The following is a 17343-nucleotide window of genomic DNA, read 5'->3' as shown; positions in this document are numbered from 1 at the left end:
GCACCACTATACGAAAGCTCGCCCGCAAATCGAGACAATAGCAAACGAAAAAGCAGGATTTAGATCGAAAGATGTTCCTTCAGCCAGGTCAGCACTTCCTGATCGTGCCCTTCGGGCTTCACCCTCTCGAAGACGTGGGCGATGTTGCCGGCCTTATCGATGACGAAGGTGGTGCGGTTGGCGCCCATGTACTTCTTGCCGTACATGCTCTTCTCGCCCCACACGCCGTACTTTTCAGTGATGGCGTGATCTTCGTCCGCCAGCAGGGGGAAGTTCAGGTGGAACTTCTCGGCGAACTTCGTCACGTCCTTTTCCGGATCGGGGCTGATGCCGAAGACGGCGATCTTCGCCTTGTCGTAGTCCGCCAGCGCATCGCGGAACCCGCAGGCCTCCTTCGTGCAGCCGGGGGTGTCGGCACGGGGGTAAAAATACAACACGACCGCCTGCTTGCCGGCGTAATCGGAGAGGGAGATCGGCTTGCCGGTGCTGGAGGATGTCGTGAAATCTGGAGCTTTCGAACCGACGGTGGGGAGGTTGGATTCGGACATTGTTGGTAGCTCCGTGTTGAAGGTGCGACTGTAATCGATCAAATGACCAAGCCCCAATGACCAACAAAATTCCAATGCCCAATGACCAAGCGGATGCCGCGGCCTTCATGGGTCATTGGGAATTGGTCATTTGTTTGGCATTGGGGCTTGGTCATTGATTGGTCGTTCGGGTTTGGGGCCTTGCCCATTCGAATCACCCCCACCCAGCCTCCCCCGGAGTACCGGGAGAGGGGCCGGAGGGATTCACTTGCCGGCCAGTTTCTGCCGGATGATCGGGTTGACAATTTCCGGGTCAACCGCGGTGCCGTGCTGCTTCATGAACGCGCCCATCGCCTGGCCGACCTGCTTTTCGGTGAAGCTATTGGCGGCCAGGAAGGTGTCGACCAGCTGTTCGGTTTGGGCGGCGTCGGCTCGCTTGGGCAGGTATTCCTCGACTACGGTGATTTCTGTAGCGATTTTGGCGGCCTCTTCGGTCCGGCCGATCTTTTCGTACTCGTCCTTGCTCTTGCGCAGCTTCTTGGCGTATGCTTCTACGGCCTGCTCGGGCGTGATCGGCTTGGGGGAGAGGTCGATGATCTTGACGTCCGCGAGAAGCATACGAATGACCGACAACCGGTCCTTCTGCCCCGACTTCATCGCGGCCTTCATGTCTTCGGTTAGCTTGGCGAGCAGGTCCATTTGTCCTCCGGCGTCCATGTAAATGGCGGTGATTGGCGATAGCGCTGTGCTGCGACTATCGTAGCGTCCTCATCGGGGGTCGCCACCACGCGCCGCAGATTCCCGTTTCCGCAAGAGTACCGCTTCATGCAGACCACTCAACCGTCCGCCGTCTCGTCATCCGTCGTGGAAGGCCTGTTGTCCGTCGTCGACGACCGCCGCGATGGCGAGCTTCGCGACCCGGCCTTCCCATTGCGCCCCGCCAAGGGCAACTACGTGGTGCCGCGCAACGTGATTCGCGATTTACGCCTGAAGCCGGGCCTGCTGCTGAAGGGCACGCCGCGCGGGCGGGCGCTCAGCAAGATCGAAGCGATCGAGAACCGCCCGGTCGACGAGTGGCACGACAAGATCGGCATCTACGATTCCACCGCGCTCGACCCCGAGCCCCAGCTGAAGCTCGAACACTCCGCCGACGAGGTGACGACGCGCGCAATCGACATCCTGACCCCTATCGGCTTCGGCCAGCGGGGTCTGATCGTCGCGCCGCCGCGCACGGGCAAGACGATTTTGCTGCAGAACATCGCCCGTGGCATCGCGGCCAACTACCCGAACGTGCAGTTGATGCTGCTTCTGGTCGACGAACGGCCGGAAGAGGTGACGGACATGAAGCGCAACGTGCCGGGCACCGTCTACGCTTCCAGCAACGACAATTCAATCGAGAAGCACCTCGACTTGGCCCAGCTGGTCATCGAACGCTGCAAGCGCCAGGTGGAATTTGGCCACGACGTCGTCGTGCTGCTGGATTCGCTGACGCGCCTTGGCCGGGCGTTCAACAGCGGCGGTCGGCAGGGCGGTCGCACCATGACGGGCGGGCTCGACAATCGCGCCTTGGAAATCCCCAAGAAGCTCTTCGGCGCCGCCCGCAAGATCGAGAACGGCGGCAGCCTGACGATCATCGCGACCTGCCTTGTCGACACCGGCAGCGCCATGGACAAGGTGATCTTCGAGGAGTTCAAGGGCACCGGCAACATGGAACTGACGCTGGACCGCAAGCTGTCGGACCAGCGGATCTTCCCCGCCATCGACGTCTCCTCCAGCGGCACCCGCAAGGAGGAAAAGCTGCTCGACGAGCGCACCCTGGCCGCCACCCGCACGATCCGCCGGCATTTGATGAACATGCCGCCCGCTCAGGCCACGAAATCGCTGATCGACGCTTTGCAGAAGACCAAGTGCAACGCCGATCTGTTCAAGACGATGGCCCCGGCGAAGTAGACGCAGGCGTTGCCTACCGCCGCCTTGACACTTTTAACGAATCGATTATCTTCGTCCCTCCAACTGCCGCGGCTGTGGCGGAATTGGCAGACGCGCTAGATTCAGGTTCTAGTTCGGGTAACCGAGTGGAGGTTCAACTCCTCTCAGCCGCATAAGAAAGACCCCGAACCTCGACTAGTCGAGGGATTCGGGGTCTTTTGCTTTACTGGGGTACGCGTTGTGGCCGACGATCTGCGGAATAGGATACCTGTTCTGTCCAAGGGCCAAGTTTATTTTGCGTTCCACAAGCTGCTCGCCGCTATCCGGGCAGCGAAACATGACATTGTTGCAGTTGTTGTGGTAGTGCTGTTGGTGGCGACGGTGGGCGCGCACTGGCACATCGAACATGTTGCCAACAACCTGAGACTGCCCCACTTATCGATGAGCGGTAGCTTGTTGGCGATCGCCAGTCTCGCCTGCGACGCGATCGTGCGTCTTGTTCCGCTGATGATTCTCTGCGGCATATTATTCGGGTTACATCGGCGGCGTACTGCCTTGACATTTCTAGTGGCCGGATTGTCGCTTTACCTGCTTTGGTTCGGGATCGATGTGCGGATCAAAACGCTGACCGGCCGCAGCGTGATGACGTATGCCACCTTGCTCACGCAGCCGGACGTCGGCGAATGGGCGGGTGGCACGCGGGAACTGCTGCGAGAACTCGCAATCGCGGTGGTCCAAGCTATCGCCTTGGCCATCTTGGTAGTGCTGCTCTGTTTTGGTATGACGCGGGCGGTCACGCGATACGCCCGTCCGGCCTATCGTCGTGGACTCGTCACCACCATCATAACTTTGGCGGCTGCATTATTCGTGGTTCGGTTGGCAGTCGCCTTCGTGACATCAGTACGGCCCGCCCACTTCGATGAGGCGATGGCTTCCTTGGCTCCTGTCTACGTGGAGCACGCGCAATCACGGATGCAGTACAGTCCATTCGGCCTTGCATTCACTAACGCCACAAAGGCAGAGGCGGAGCGCGTGTTCCCCATGCTGAGCGTGCCTCCGCTTCTGGAAACGGTCGGCCCGTTACCCGGGGATGTCGCGCCGCCCCACGTGCTTCTCATCACGGTAGAGAGCTGGCGTCACGACATGCTGACGCCCCAGCACATGCCCCGTCTGTCGGCGATCGCCGATCGTGGCTGGCGATTGGACCGTCACTATGCCGGGTCGAACTTGTCGCACATGGGGCTGTTCACGCTTCTCTATGGTCGTGCTTCGCTGTTCTTCGACGCGACGTTGAATGCGGGGGCACCCTCGCCGTGGATGAATGCCTTGCGCACGTGGGGCTACGAGCGAACGTATCGGTCGGGCATGCGGCACGAAAAGTTCGCGCGGATGGACGAGTACATCAAGGTAGGGCTAACGTTCGATCGAGTTGAGCAGGTAGGCAAGAAGGAGTGGCACTTGGGAGATCTGGAATGGCCGCAACTCGATCGCGATGTTGCAGCTGCAACGCGTGAGCAACTTTGGACGGCCACGTCGCCGCAGTTCGTCAACCTCTTCATTGCAAGTACTCACTACCCGTACCTGTACCCGCCCGCGTACGAGCGACACCGGCCGGTGATTTCTGACCGTCAATCGCTGTTGCTGAAACTGCGGCGGGACGAACATCAAGAGCTCTTGAACAACCGGTACCTCAATGCGGTGGCATTCATCGATGACGTGATTGCTGACCTCATCGATTCGATCGACCTGACTAAGACGATCGTCATCGTCACGGGTGATCACGGTGAATCCCTTTGGGACGATGGCGCGCTGTTTCACGGGAGCAAGCCCTCGGAAGCGCAGTGTGCAACACCGTGCTTCCTAACTGGTGGCACCCTTGGGCCGCGACGGATTACCACGCCAACCACGCACGCGGACCTCGCGCCGACGGTGACTCATCTAATCACCCATGGGCACAAGCGGTTAGCCGGCACGACCGGTAGCAACCTCGCCTCAACCGACCCGCTCCCGTTATCCGTCTTGCTGTACTTTCCCCCGAGCTTGGACGCTCGTAGCACGCAGTTGCTCATCGAGGGGGATGAGCGAATCTTGGTGCGCTTCCACGATCGACGACCGGCGGTCGCTTTTCTGGGCATGATCGACAGATCAGGGGACCCGGCAGGCGACGAGCCACCGTCGCCGGATCACGTCGACCGATGGGGTAACGCGCTCCGGACAGCCATCGAGGACTGGTTTCCGGTCGGGGGCTGATAGCGCTCCACCTGGGGCGTTGCCAATGCACGGCTGGTGACGCTTGTTACCAGCTGCCCGAATCCATTGTTCGCCGCACCGCCCGCGCCTAGGATTGGGTCAATGCCGAGCGCAACTTTCTCCGATTTCATCTCCGACCTTGAATCCAACGGCGAACTGGCGCGGGTGAAGACGAAGGTCAGCCCGATTCTGGAGATCGCCGAGGTCACCGATCGTGTCGGGAAGTCGCCGTCGGCCAAGCCGCACAACGAGCGGGACAAGAGCGCCGCCGCCAGCCTGGGTGGGAAGGCGCTGCTGTTTGAGAACGTCGCGGGGTCGGACATCCCCGTCGCCATCAACACGTTCGGCAGCTACTGGCGCGTCTGCCGGGCGATGGGGACGAACTCGCTGGATGAGCTGGCGGATCGGGTGCAGAACCTGATTAAGCCCGAGGTGCCGACGGGGCTCATGGAGAAGATGAAGAAGGGGCTGGACTTCTTAAAGCTGGCAAGCATTCCGCCGAAGTCGGTGAAGAGCGGGATTTGCCAGCAAGTGGTGTACGAAGGGGAGCGGGCGGACCTCACGCGGTTGCCGATTATCCAGTGCTGGCCATTGGATGGCGACTTGCGCAGCGGGCAGGTGTTCGACCCGGCAGCGGCGGCGGAGGCGGTGAAGACGCAGACCGGCACGGGGCGATACATCACGCTGGCGGGCATCTACACGCGCGACCCGGAGAGCACGCACCGCAACATCGGCATGTACCGCGTTCAAATGCACGGCCCGCGCCTGGCGGCCATGCACTGGCACATGCACCACGACGGCGCCAAACACTTCCGCGCCTGGAAAGCACGCGGCGAAAAGATGCCGCTTGCGATCGTGCTCGGGGGCGAAAGCATCCTGCCCTACGCCGCCACGGCGCCACTGCCCCCGAACGTGTCTGAACTGCTCTTCGCCGGCTTCCTGAACGGCAGCGGCATCGAACTGGTGAAGTGCAAGACGATCGATCTCGAGGTGCCGGCCAACGCGGAGATCGTGATCGAAGGCTACGTCGACCCGCACCAGACTTTGCTCGAAGGTCCGTTCGGCGACCACACCGGTTTCTACAGTTTGGCCGACCGCTACCCGGCGTTTCACGTCACGGCAATCACCACGCGCAAGAACCCGATCTACCCGACCACCATCGTCGGCAAGCCGCCGATGGAGGACTACTACCTCGGCAAGGCGACCGAGCGCGTCTTCCTGCCGCTGTTGAAGATGCTGGTGCCGGACATCATCGATTACTCGCTGCCCATGGCGGGCACGTTTCACAACTGCGTGTTCGTGAAGATTAAGAAGGAATACCCGTACCAGGCCCGCCGGGTGATGCACGCGATCTGGGGCGCGGGGCAGATGAGCTTCACGAAGTTCATCATCGTGGTGGATGAACATGTGGACGTGCACGATGTGGACGCCGTGCTGTTCCACCTGTTCGCCAACGTCGACCCGAGTCGAGATATTGAGAACGTACGCGGACCGGTGGACATTTTAGATCACGCCAGCGTCGAACTGGGGGTGGGCGGCAAGATCGGGTTTGATGCGACGGTGAAACTGCCGGTCGAGGGCTACGGCAGCAAGGTGCGCCCGTGGCCGGCGGAACTGGGGATGGACGCGACGACGAAAGCGCTGGTGTCGCGACGGTGGGGGGAATACGGGGTATAACGGGCCGGCGTCGCGAATGTGACATGCTCGCTTTAACCGGGGCTCGATTTCATGGCCGCATCTGCCGATCCCGCTTCGTCACGAAACTCGATCCTGCTGCGGAGCGGGTGGGCGACCTCCAACATTGGCGACGTCGGCCATACGCCCGGCACGTTGCGATACCTCGCTGAAAACCTGCCCGAGGCGCGCGTCACGCTTTGGCTCGCGGTGACCAGCCCTGCGGTGACGGCGATGCTGCAGCGGCGGTTTCTGAACGTGCCGATCGTCAGCGGTGACATGGATGCAAATGGCCGAGCCACCGATCCCGAACTACAGCGGGCCTTCGACGATGCCGACCTGTTCGTGATGAACTCCGGCATGCTCTTCACCGGCTTCTGGCCAGGTCCCGATGATCTGCTGCGCGCCTGTGTCGGCCGGGGTTTGCCGTTCGGCTTGTTCGGACAATCGTTTGATGCCTTTCAGCCGGGCGACGAGGCCGAACGCATCGCGCTGCTGTCGCAAGCCCGGTTCATCTTCTGTCGCGATAACGAATCTCTTGCCTACCTGCGCCGCGCCGGCGCGCAGCCGGGCGCGCTTGAGTTCGGCCCCGACGGTTGCTTCGGCATCGACGTGCGCGACGAAGCCACCGCCGGCGCATTTCTGGCGCATCACGGTCTCGAAACGGGCCGGTTCATCACCGTCACCATCCGCACGAACACGCCCAAGCTCGGGAAGTCAGGGAACGGCGACCCACTGAACCCCGGCGTGCCGACGGCGGCGCACGTGGAGCAGGACGAGCATTGGGCGGCGCAGCTGCGCACGATCATCGAGGCTTGGGTGCGCGACGGGCGGGGCAAGGTGCTGCTGGCGCCGGAGGTGGATAAGGAGATCAGCGCCGCCAAGCGCCTGTTGCTCGACCGGTTGCCGGCCGACGTGCAGGCGCAGGTCGTGCACCGCGACACGTTCTGGACCGTGGAGGAAGCGGCATCGGTCTACGCGCGGGCCGCCTGCGTGGTGTCGGCCGAGCCGCACTCGTGCATCATCGCGCTGGCCGCGGGAACGCCGATCCTTCACACGTTTAGCCGTCGGCACGGCCTGAAGGCGTGGATGTTTCGCGACATCGGCCTGCCCGAGTGGCTGATCGACATCGACGCCGAGCCCGCCAGCCGAATGGTGGATGCGCTGCGCCGCATCGACGACGACCCCCAACTGTCCCGCGCCAAGGTCGCCCGCGCGATGGCGTTCGTGAATGCGCGCGAAGCCGAGATGGTACGGGAAATCCGCACGACGCTGGCGATGACGAAGCGGTGATGTCGTGGCTTGCCGGGCAAGGCAACCAGGCGATCACACGACTTCGCCACGCTTTACCGGCGGGCGCATGTTCTTCGGGTCCCAGCGCGTGTCGAACGCGTGCTTGACGCCAATCAGATCCAGCAGCTTGCCGGCGACGAAATCGACCACCTCGCCGACCGTCGTGGGGTTGAGATAGAACCCGGGGTTGGCGGGGCAGACGATGGCGCCGGCGTCGCTCAGCGTCTTGTAATTGTTGATGTCGATCGGTGACAGCGGCATCTCGCGGTGCGCGATCACCAGCTTGCGGCGTTCCTTCAAGGTGACGGCGGCGGCGCGGCTGATCAGGTTGTCGCCCAGGCCGTGCGCGACCTCGGCAAGCGTGTTGCTGCTGGCGGGCACGATTACCATCCCATCGTGCAGAAAGCTGCCACTGGCGAGCTTGGCGCCCACGTCGTTGTAGTTGTAGAGCGTGATCGCGTGGTTCGGCGTTCCGGCCAGCTCGGTCAGGTCGAGCGTCTCCATGCCCATTTCATCGTGCAGCAACCGCCGGCCGTAGGGGGAAACGACCAGGTGCACGTTGACACCCGCCGCCACCAAGCCTTGAATGAATCGCTGGGCGTAGAGCGCGCCGCTGGCGCCGGTAATGCCGGTTACGATGTCCATGTCGGCATTGTAGGCGACGCCATCGTTGAGGCCGGTGAATTTCATGCGTTTTGAACGCTCGGAATGCCGATCCTGTTACAAGCGACCAATCCCGGGCGACTTCGGGTCAACTTTCGTGGTACATTGAAACTATGCTGTACGTCTACAAGCGTTCGGATTCCCCGATGCATCCCTGGGACGTCATGCGTCACGGCGGGCGCAACAACATCGCGCCGGACGTGAAGCAACGCTACCTCGTCCTCTGGAACGCCGACGTCGTCCGCAAGGATGACCAGTGGCACTACGTGTTCGAGTTCGACAACCGCGACTCGCTGGAGATCACTGAACTGGCCCAGATCTTCACCGGCTCGGCGACCACCGCCACGCGCTACCCCGACGGCGCCGACTGGCGCAAGTGGCTCGGCAGCGACTGGACGATCATCGACAACAGCCGCCGACAGGAAATTCTGAAGAGCGCCGGCAACGAGGCGGGCGACAAGGTGGTCATTACCACTCTGCGCGTGGGTTCCAGCCAGTTCCCCCTTCGCCAGCAGTAGAACGTCCGGCCGGTCTCGCCGTGGCATGGACGCCTTGCCTAGGGCGGTCAATCAGACGTGAAGCTCGTTTTCGTGACTATCCACTTCGACTGCGCAACTGGTCACAAGAAGCTCTTCCGGCCACATCACACTCATGGGCGAGGCGCCCATGCCACGGTTGGACCTACATTGCAGACACCGGTAGCGAACTCCGCAATTTGCCGGGCGTCCTCCCAACCGCACCCAACCGCCTCGGCCGAACAATCCTTACAACTTGAATCAAATTCGAAATTTCTTAGGCCAGGTGGGCGGTTTCTGCGCTCCCGGAGCGAAAAACGCGTCGTATGTTTCGGGCATGGTACACGTTTACAAGAAGTCGGCCACGCCGTTGAAGCCGTGGAGTGTCATGCGATCCGCTGGGGCCAATAATCTGCGGGTGAGCGGCGGGAAGTACCTCGTGCTGTGGAACGCCCAGGTCGTGAAGCACGAGGGGGAATGGCACTACGTCTTCGATTTTGATCCCCAGAGCACGCTGGAGAAACCCGAGATCGCCCGCCTGATGGCCGGTGCCAACGGGTCGACGACCTACGAGGGCAAGACGGACTGGCGCGCGTTCCTCGGGAACGATTTCGAGATCGTCAGCGCCAAGCGCCGCAACCAGATCATCGGCCAAGGCATGTGCACCACCAGCGAGGGCGCTGTGAAGATCAATTGCACGCAGTTGATCAGCAGCCCCTTCCAGTCTGCGCATTACGCGTAAGCGAGACCCAGCGTAGCACGTTTAGCCGCGGGCTTGCGCGCGATTGTTTCGGAAGCAATCCATCGCGGGCAAGCCCGCGGCTCAACGTCGCTACGATTGAAGGTGATACGCTGTAGTGGCTCACGCTCCCCGCGCCACGGCATCGGTGGTGGCCGCGGCGTCTGCGTGGGTCGCCGGCGTCGGCTCGACGATCGGGATCACATCCACCCCCACACGTAACGAGTGGCGCTGGCCGCCGATGATGACGCCTTTGACGGGGCTCAGGTCGTCGTAGTCGCGCGCCCAGGCGACGGTGACGTGCTCGTCGCTGGGCAGGCAGCCGTTGGTGGGGTCGAAGTCGATCCAGCCGAAGCGCGGGAAGAAAACGCTCAGCCATGCGTGCGACGCGTCCGATCCCACCATTCGTTCGCGCCCGGGCGAGGGGTTCGTCACGATGTAGCCGCTGACGTACCGGGCCGCCAAGCCCAGCGATCGCAGCATGCCGATCTGAAGGTGCGCGAAGTCCTGGCACACGCCATGGCGGTGCCGCAGCACGTCGACGACCGGCGTGCCGATGCACGTCGCGCTCGAGTCGAACGTGAACTCCTTGTAGATCCGATTCGTCAGCTCCGTAACGCACTCCAACAACGGCCGGCCGTTCAGGAAGCTGGCCTTGGCGTAATCGGCCAGTTCCGCGCTGCGCGGAATGTAAGGCGAGTCGTAGGTGTACTGCACGGCGTCCAGCGCGTAGGCATCGCGGCGACCGTCCGTTAGCGCCGCAGGCACGGCATCCCATGGACCGCCACCGTCGTAGCCGGCAGGCAGGCCGAACTTCACCACGTCCACCTCGCTAATGCTGGCGACGCGCAGGCGGCTGTGCGGTTCCTGGATCGCCAGCCACGTCACGTGGTTGCCGAAGAAGTCCTGCCGTTCCCGCAGCACCGCCGGTTCGGGCTCGACCTCGATTGTGTTCGACAGGGTCGATTGCAGCCACGTGTCGCGCGGCTTCAGGTGAAGCACGTTGTGGCTGAGCGGCACGACCTCGCCGTAGCCATATTCGGTGACGTGGGAGACGCGGTACTTCACGGCCCCTCCTTCTGCGCCGGCGCCATGAGGTGTCGCGGCACTTGCGCATGACTGAAGTAGATCTGCCCGACGCGCTGCGAGATGGTGGCCAGCGCGTCGGTCGTCTCATTCAGCAGCGTGGCCAGCGCCGGCCGGTTGCCGTCGACGGGCTGGCAGATCTGCTGCACGTCGGCCAGCTGAAGCGTCGTGCGCAGTTTAACCGCCGCCTGGCGGTCGGGCTCGCGGTTCGGATGCGTCGACTCGCGCGGCAGGTGGCTCAGGTGATCCTGGATGGCCACCACCTGGAACGCCACGGCCCGGGGGTTATCGGCGTCGGCCAGCAGCAGGTCGACCACCGGCGCCACTTCCAACTGCGTCAGGTATCGCCGGCGGTAGGTGAGCGTGCTGTCGGTGATTTCCAAAACAGCGTCCAGCAGCGAGGCGCTGCCGGCGTGCGCGTCGGTCATCGTCGTGTGCAGCAGCCGCGTGACGAGCGTCGCGCGCTCGATGCGATGGCCGAGGTCCAGGAAGCGCCACGCCTGCCCGCGCGTCATCGAGTCCATCGCCAGCCCGCCGAAGGCAGCGATGTTCACCACGAGCTTGTTGAGCATTTCCAGCACGCTGGCGTAGGGCGCATCGAGGTCGGGATCGAACGATTCGACGTCGTGCTCGATGTCCTGCAGGATGCGCCACGCGTCGATCGAGATGCGATCGCGCAGCACGCGGGCCAGGCCGTCCACCCCTTCGACGGTCGATCGCAGGCTGTAGCGCTGGTTGCGCCCGAAGACGCCGATGAGCAGGTCGCGGTCGCCGGTCTCGTGGCGGTCGGGCGCGCGGCCGAGCACCTCGCGGGCCAGCACGGCGGCGGTGCGGGCGCTCTCGGCGCCGCTCTGGTCGGCGAAGCGGTTGAACGCGCAGCGGGCGATGCGCACGGTCGATTCCGCCCGCTGCATGTATCGGCCGAGCCAGAACAGGTCGTCGGCGACGCGGCTCGGCAGCGCGCTGCCACCGCGGCTGAGCTCGATCGGCGCCGACGTCGACGGCAGCAGCGTCACCTCGCTGACCGGGCCGTCGGCCAGCACCCACGTGTCCTTGCTGCCGCCTCCTTTCTGAAGGGATACAACGACGGAATCGGGCGACTCAGTGATGCGCGTCAGCCCGCCATGCATGATCGTGTAGTTGTCACCCGTGGCAGCGAGGAACGCGCGAAGGACGAACCGGCGGGGTTCGACCTTGCCGCGCGACAGCGCCGGCGCCGTGCCACCGGTCACCTGTTCCTGTGCGACGAAGTCGGTCGGCCGTGCGTTGATGCGCGTCGCCAGTTGTTCCAGTTCCGCCTGCGTCAGCGATTGGCCGAATAGGGGGTCGTTGCCGCGCACGGGGAAGGCGTTCTTGATGACCAGGCGGTTCAAGTTGGCCAGCACGTGCGACCGCGACGCCGCGTCACCGCACCACCAGGTTTGCACCGACGGCATCGCCAGGTCTTCACCCAGCAACCGCCGCGAAAGGGCCGGCAGGAACGGCAGGAACGCCGGGCCCTGCAGGATGCCACTGCCCAGCGCGTTTGCGATCGCCACGGTGCCCTCGCGCACGGCTTCCAGCAGGCCGGGTACGCCGAGGTAGCTGCGGGCGAACAGTTCGAGTGGGTCGCAGTAATCGTCGTCAACCCGGCGAAGGATCACGTCGATGCGCTGCAGGCCGCCGAGCGTTTTGAGGAAGACCTTCGCGTCGCGCACGGTCAGATCGTTGCCCTGCACGAGCGTGTAACCGAGGTAACGGGCCAGGTAGGCATGCTCGAAGTACGTCTCGTTGTACGGCCCGGGCGTCAGCACGACCACGCGCGGGTTCTCGCGGTTGGCCGGCGCCAGCGAGGCGAGCGTCTGACGCAGGGCCACGAAGAACGGCGCCAGCCGTTGCACGTTGCATTGACGGAAGACGGTCGGCAGCACGCGCGACAGCACGATGCGGCTTTCCAACGCATAGCCCGCGCCGGACGGCGCCTGCGTGCGATCGCTTAGCACTTGAAACCGTCCATCGGCCCCGCGGGCGAGGTCGGCCCCGTACAGGTGCAGCCGGCGGCTGTGCGGCAGGTCGAGGCCATGGCAGGGGCGCAGGAACGATCGGTTGGCGTAGACCACTTCGGCTGGCAGCAGGCCTTCGGTGACGACACGCGCGCGGCCGTACAGGTCGGCCAACAGCATGTCCAGCAGGCGGGCACGTTGGTCGAGCGCCTTGCCGACGCTCTGCCACTCGGCCGCTGACACGACGAGCGGGACGAAGTCGAGGCTCCACGGCCGTTCCATGCCGTCGGGGTCACCGTAGACGTTATGCGTGACACCGTTGTCGCGAATCAACCGCCGGGCCTGTTCCCATCGGCGGGGGAGTTCGTCGGGGCCCAAATCGTTCAACCCGTTGACCAACGGCCACCAGTGGGCGCGCAGCGAACCGTCGCGCTCCATCATCTCGTCGGGCACATCCGCGATGGCGGCGTAGGCCTCGGTAAAGCTGTGGGCGACCTCGGGTGCGGGCTTGGCGAGGGTGGCTTGTTCGGACAACGTCAATAAAACAACCTCGTTCGTTGTGGTCGCGACTGCTCTTACCGTGGCATGGGCGGCTCGCCCATGCACTTCAGCAGGACTCGAAGCAAGATTTTCTGCTGGCGCCGTCGATTCAACTTCCGTCGCAAATCGTGTCAACCGCTCCGGGCCGACGCATGGGCGAGACGCCCATGCCACGGTAATGCGGACGCCGTGCCAAGTATACCCAGCGACCGGTGCAATCTCTTAGGCCGATCAAACGGTCCGCAGATCCAGCGTGAACGGGAACTCCTTGCTGACGCGCGGCTCACCGACCGTCATGGGCCCCGGCGTGTGGCCGAAGTTGAAGAACCGCGCGATCCGGCGGCTCTCGGCCTCGTAGGCGTTCACTGGGAACGTGTCGTAGCTGCGCCCGCCGGGATGCGAGACGTGGTACGTGCCGCCACCAATCGACCGGCCCGCCCAGGTGTCCACCAGGTCAAACACGAGCGGCGAGTGGACGCCGATCGTCGGGTGCAGGCATTCCGGTGGCCGCCACGCGCGGTAGCGCACGCCGGCCACGAACTGCCCGTTCACGCCCGTCGGGTGCAGCGGGACGCGCACGCCATTGACGGTAACCGCGTGCCGCGGGTCGGTCATGCCCTTCACGAAGACCTGCAGACGCTCCAGCGACGAATCGACGAAGCGCACCGTGCCACCACCGCCCGGTTCTTCGCCGAGCACGTTCCACGGTTCGATCGCCTGGCGCAGTTCAACGTCGACACCGCGCTTCTGGATGTTGCCGTAGTGCGGGAAGCGGAACTCGAAGTGGGCGTTGAACCACTCGGGCTTCAGGCCGTAGCCGAACGCGTTCGTGTCGGCGATCACGTCTTCCAGATCCTGACGGACGAAATGTGGCAGCAGGAAGCGGTCGTGGATCTCCGTGCGCCAGCGCACCAACGGCGCCTCGTACGGCTGGGCCCAGACGCGAGCGATGAGCGCTCGCAGCAGCAGGTGCTGCGTGAGGCTCATGCGTGCGTGCGGCGGCATCTCGAAAGCCCGCATCTCCAGCAACCCAAGCCGGCCGGCGCCACCTTCGGGGGTGTAGAGCTTATCGATGCAGAACTCCGCCCGGTGCGCGTTGCCGGTGGCGTCGATCAACAGGTGGCGGAAGAGGCGATCGACCAGCCACGGTGGAATGTCACCATCGCGGCGGCGGGTTTCCTTGAACGCGATCTCCAACTCGTACACCTGATCGTTGCGCGCCTCGTCGACACGCGGCGCCTGGCTGGTCGGCCCGACGAACGTGCCGCTGAACAGGTACGACAGCGACGGGTGGTTGTGCCAATAACCTACGAGGCTCTTCAGCAAGTCCGGCCGGCGCAGGAAAGGGGAGTCGGACGGCCGCGATGCGCCCACCACGATGTGATTGCCACCCCCCGTGCCGGTATGGCGGCCATCCAGCATGAACTTTTCCGTGCCAAGGCGCGTCAGGCGAGCCTCCTCGTACAACGCCGTCGTGTTGCGCACGAGGTCGTCCCACGATTCCACGGGATGCGTGTTCACCTCGATGACGCCCGGGTCGGGCGTCACCTTGATCACGTTCACGCGCGGGTCGTACGGCGGCGTATAGCCTTCGACCAGAATCGGCAACTTCAACTCGCGGGCGGTGTCTTCGAGCGCGGTCACCAACTCGAGGTAATCTTCAAGATGTCGCACCGGCGGCATGAAGACGCGCAGCACACCGTTGCGCACCTGCGTGCAGAGCGCGGTGCGGACGATCCACGGCGCCGACTGGCCCGGCGCTGGCCGCTGGCTCGGCTCGTCGGTGCGCGAGCGGAACGACGGGTCCAACGGCGGCAACGGTGGCGTTGCCGTCGGACCTCGGCCGGGCCCCGTGCTGCGACCACGTGTGTCGGCACCGGCGTTGTAGCCGAACGCGTCCACCGCGTTCATCTCGTCGCGGTCGCCGATCGTATATTCCGGTTCGAGCGTCTGCTCCAAGTAGCCGCTCGGATGGCGCGGCTCAGGCGAGCCCACGAGGTACTGCTGCTTTTCAAAGGCCTCGCGACTGGGCAACGGGGCGCGGTCGGCCCATGGGTCCATCTCGTGCACGTACGGGTAGTCGGTCTTCGACACCCACGGGATCGAATCGAGCGGCAGCCGGTATCCCATCGGTGAGTCGCCGGGAATAAGGTACATGCGCTCCGGCCGAAAGAACCACGCGCCGCTCGTCCAGACGCCGGTGCCGTCGGTATAGCGGTCGCGTCGCAACGGCAGGGTGTAGCCGATCACCTTATCCAGCCCCTGCTCGAATACCTTCGCCAGACGCTCGCGGTCTTGCTTGTTCTCCAGCTTGCTGTTGAACGGGTCGACGTTCACCGGCAGCCGGCGTTCCTTCCACAGGTAGTACCAGACGTCCTCGTACCCCGGCAGCGCAAACCGCGGGTCGACGTTTAACCGCTCGGCCAGCGCGATGATGAACGCGCGGGCGTCGTTCTCCGTCAACCGGTTGTCCTTCGTTTCGTCCGCCACCAGCGACGTATCGGTCCAAATGGGTTGGCCGTCCTTGCGCCAGTACAACCCGAACGCCCATCTCGGCAGCGATTCACCCGGATACCACTTGCCCTGCCCGTGATGCAGGAAGCCACCCGGCGCGAAGCGGTCGCGCAAGCGCCGGACGAGCTCATCGCCGCGCTTGTACTTCATGGGGCCAAGGGCGTCACTGTTCCACTCGGGGCCGTCCATGTCGTCGATGGACACGAACGTCGGCTCACCACCCATGGTCAGCCGTACGTCGTTGCGCTTCAGGTCGGCGTCCACCTGATGGCCGAGCGATTCGATCTCGGCCCACTGCTCGTCGGTGTAGGGCTTGGTAACGCGCGGGTCTTCGTGGATGCGCGTGACGGTCATCGCGAACTCAAACGTATCGCCCGCGTCGTCCTCCAACTTGCCGTAGGTGGCATCGGGCAACTGCTCAAGCTCGGCGATCGTCGTGTCCTTATCGACCGTAATAAAACCTGTGATGGCCGCGGCCGAGAGCGGGTCGGCGCTGCAGGCGAGCGGGATGTGGCCTTCGCCGGTCATTAATCCGCTCGTCGCGTCCAGGCCGACCCAGCCGGCGCCCGGCAGGTAGACTTCAGTCCAGGCGTGCAGATCGGTGAAGTCGACTTCCGTGCCACTCGGGCCGTCCAGTGATTTCACGTCCGGCGCCAGCTGGATCAGGTAGCCCGATACGAAGCGGGCCGCCAAACCAAGGTTGCGCAGCAACTGCACCAGCAGCCACGCGCTATCGCGGCACGAACCGGTGCCCAGCGCCAGCGTTTCCTCTGGCGTCTGAATGCCCGGCTCAAGCCGAATCGTGTACTTCACGGTCTGCTGAACCAACGCGTTCAGGCTGACGAGGTAGTCGACGGTGCGCATCTCAGCCTGGCGTGCCTGCTTGAGCAGGCACGCGAGCTTTGGCGACACGGGGTCGACATGTAGATAGGACGCCAGCTCCTTCTGCAGCATCGCGTCGTACGTGAAGGGAAACGTCTCCGCGTACGGCTCGAGAAAGAAGTCGAACGGGTTGATGACCGTCAACTCGGCGACCAGGTCGACCTCGATCGCGAACTCGCGCGTCTGCTTTGGGAAGACCAGTCGCGCCAGCCGGTTGCTGTAGGGGTCCTGCAGCCAGTTCAGGAAGTGGTCGCCGGGCGTCACTTTCAGCGAATAGCTGACGATCGGCGTGCGCGTGTGCGGCGCCGGGTGCAGCCGTACGACGTGCGGTGACAGCCAGACGTTGTTCTTGTACCGGTAGCGTGTCTTGTGGTTCAGTGCAACGCGAATGGCCATGGCGTGGATCCGATATCGTGGCTGCTGAGCGCTGCGGACATCTGCATGTCGCCGGTTAAGGCGATGGGTTGGTCCGCGGGATTATACCGATCCGCTGCCTATACACGAGTTCGGTGCAGTTTCTATGCGGATCGCATCAGCAGGATAGCGGGATCAACGGTGAGCGGAGCGCGGGATATCTCGGCGGCCGGATTTACCGCGAGTCGCATCTCGTTTTGTCGATGTGAGAGTGTGAAAATTGGCGTGGCCTGACCGTGGCATGGGCGTCTCGCCCATGCATGTGATGAGGTTATAAGATCGAATTTGTGGCCGCCGCATGGCCGGCGCAGCAACCAGTTAATAATGCTTTCCGT

General features: G+C 63.7%; 12 protein-coding genes and 1 tRNA gene. 7 read left to right on the top strand and 6 right to left on the bottom strand.

Features of this window, described 5'->3' with window-relative positions; translation table 11 throughout:
• Positions 1-59 precede the first annotated feature (59 nt).
• Entirely contained in the window at positions 60-548 is a 489-nt protein-coding gene (gene bcp, locus VGN72_08695; GenBank protein HEV7299425.1) for a thioredoxin-dependent thiol peroxidase, read from the bottom strand.
• 243 nt (positions 549-791) lie between these two features.
• A complete protein-coding gene (locus tag VGN72_08690; protein ID HEV7299424.1) occupies positions 792-1226 on the bottom strand; it encodes a GatB/YqeY domain-containing protein in 435 nt (144 codons plus the stop codon).
• Positions 1227-1352: 126 nt separating this feature from the next.
• On the opposite strand from VGN72_08690, the gene rho reads away from it, so the two are divergent.
• The 5 genes from rho (at position 1353) to VGN72_08665 (ending at position 7673) form a co-directional block, all read left to right on the top strand.
• Positions 1353-2477: a transcription termination factor Rho gene (gene rho / locus VGN72_08685; protein HEV7299423.1), complete on the top strand. Its 1125-nt coding sequence runs from the start codon at positions 1353-1355 to the stop codon at positions 2475-2477.
• Between the two features lie 68 nt (positions 2478-2545).
• A tRNA-Leu gene (locus VGN72_08680) sits at positions 2546-2629 on the top strand.
• Between the two features lie 67 nt (positions 2630-2696).
• Positions 2697-4706 carry a sulfatase-like hydrolase/transferase gene (locus VGN72_08675; protein ID HEV7299422.1) on the top strand — a complete coding sequence of 670 codons (2010 nt, stop codon included), beginning with the start codon at positions 2697-2699 and terminating at the stop codon, positions 4704-4706.
• Positions 4707-4808: 102 nt separating this feature from the next.
• On the top strand, positions 4809-6383 hold the full coding sequence (locus VGN72_08670; GenBank protein HEV7299421.1) for a UbiD family decarboxylase: 1575 nt from the start codon (positions 4809-4811) through the stop codon (positions 6381-6383).
• Between the two features lie 51 nt (positions 6384-6434).
• The gene (locus tag VGN72_08665) at positions 6435-7673 is read left to right on the top strand and encodes a polysaccharide pyruvyl transferase family protein (protein HEV7299420.1); all 1239 of its coding nucleotides are present in this window, start codon (positions 6435-6437) and stop codon (positions 7671-7673) included.
• Positions 7674-7706: 33 nt separating this feature from the next.
• Here the strand turns inward: VGN72_08665 and VGN72_08660 are convergent, their stop codons facing one another.
• Positions 7707-8363, bottom strand: coding sequence for a UbiX family flavin prenyltransferase (locus VGN72_08660; protein HEV7299419.1), 657 nt, complete (start codon positions 8361-8363; stop codon positions 7707-7709).
• Positions 8364-8449: 86 nt separating this feature from the next.
• Between VGN72_08660 and VGN72_08655 the strand changes: the two genes are divergently transcribed.
• Together VGN72_08655 and VGN72_08650 are read left to right on the top strand one after the other, a co-directional pair.
• Entirely contained in the window at positions 8450-8854 is a 405-nt protein-coding gene (locus VGN72_08655; protein ID HEV7299418.1) for a hypothetical protein, read from the top strand.
• Positions 8855-9188: 334 nt separating this feature from the next.
• Positions 9189-9593, top strand: coding sequence for a hypothetical protein (locus tag VGN72_08650; protein ID HEV7299417.1), 405 nt, complete (start codon positions 9189-9191; stop codon positions 9591-9593).
• 120 nt (positions 9594-9713) lie between these two features.
• On the opposite strand, the gene VGN72_08645 is transcribed toward VGN72_08650, so the two are convergent.
• The 3 genes from VGN72_08645 to VGN72_08635 form a co-directional block, all read right to left on the bottom strand.
• Positions 9714-10658, bottom strand: coding sequence for a transglutaminase family protein (locus VGN72_08645; GenBank protein ID HEV7299416.1), 945 nt, complete (start codon positions 10656-10658; stop codon positions 9714-9716).
• Entirely contained in the window at positions 10655-13198 is a 2544-nt protein-coding gene (locus VGN72_08640) for a circularly permuted type 2 ATP-grasp protein (protein ID HEV7299415.1), read from the bottom strand. The genes VGN72_08645 and VGN72_08640 overlap by 4 nt, the downstream gene beginning before the upstream one ends.
• Positions 13199-13429: 231 nt before the next feature.
• Positions 13430-16990, bottom strand: coding sequence for a transglutaminase family protein (locus VGN72_08635; GenBank protein HEV7299414.1), 3561 nt, complete (start codon positions 16988-16990; stop codon positions 13430-13432).
• Positions 16991-17343: the final 353 nt, after the last annotated feature.

The sequence above is a fragment of the Tepidisphaeraceae bacterium genome, assembly GCA_035998445.1.
In the GTDB taxonomy this organism is placed as follows: Bacteria; Planctomycetota; Phycisphaerae; order Tepidisphaerales; family Tepidisphaeraceae; genus DASYHQ01.
Note: the sequence above shows the minus strand (reverse complement) of the source record. Positions and strands in the feature narration are given on the sequence as shown.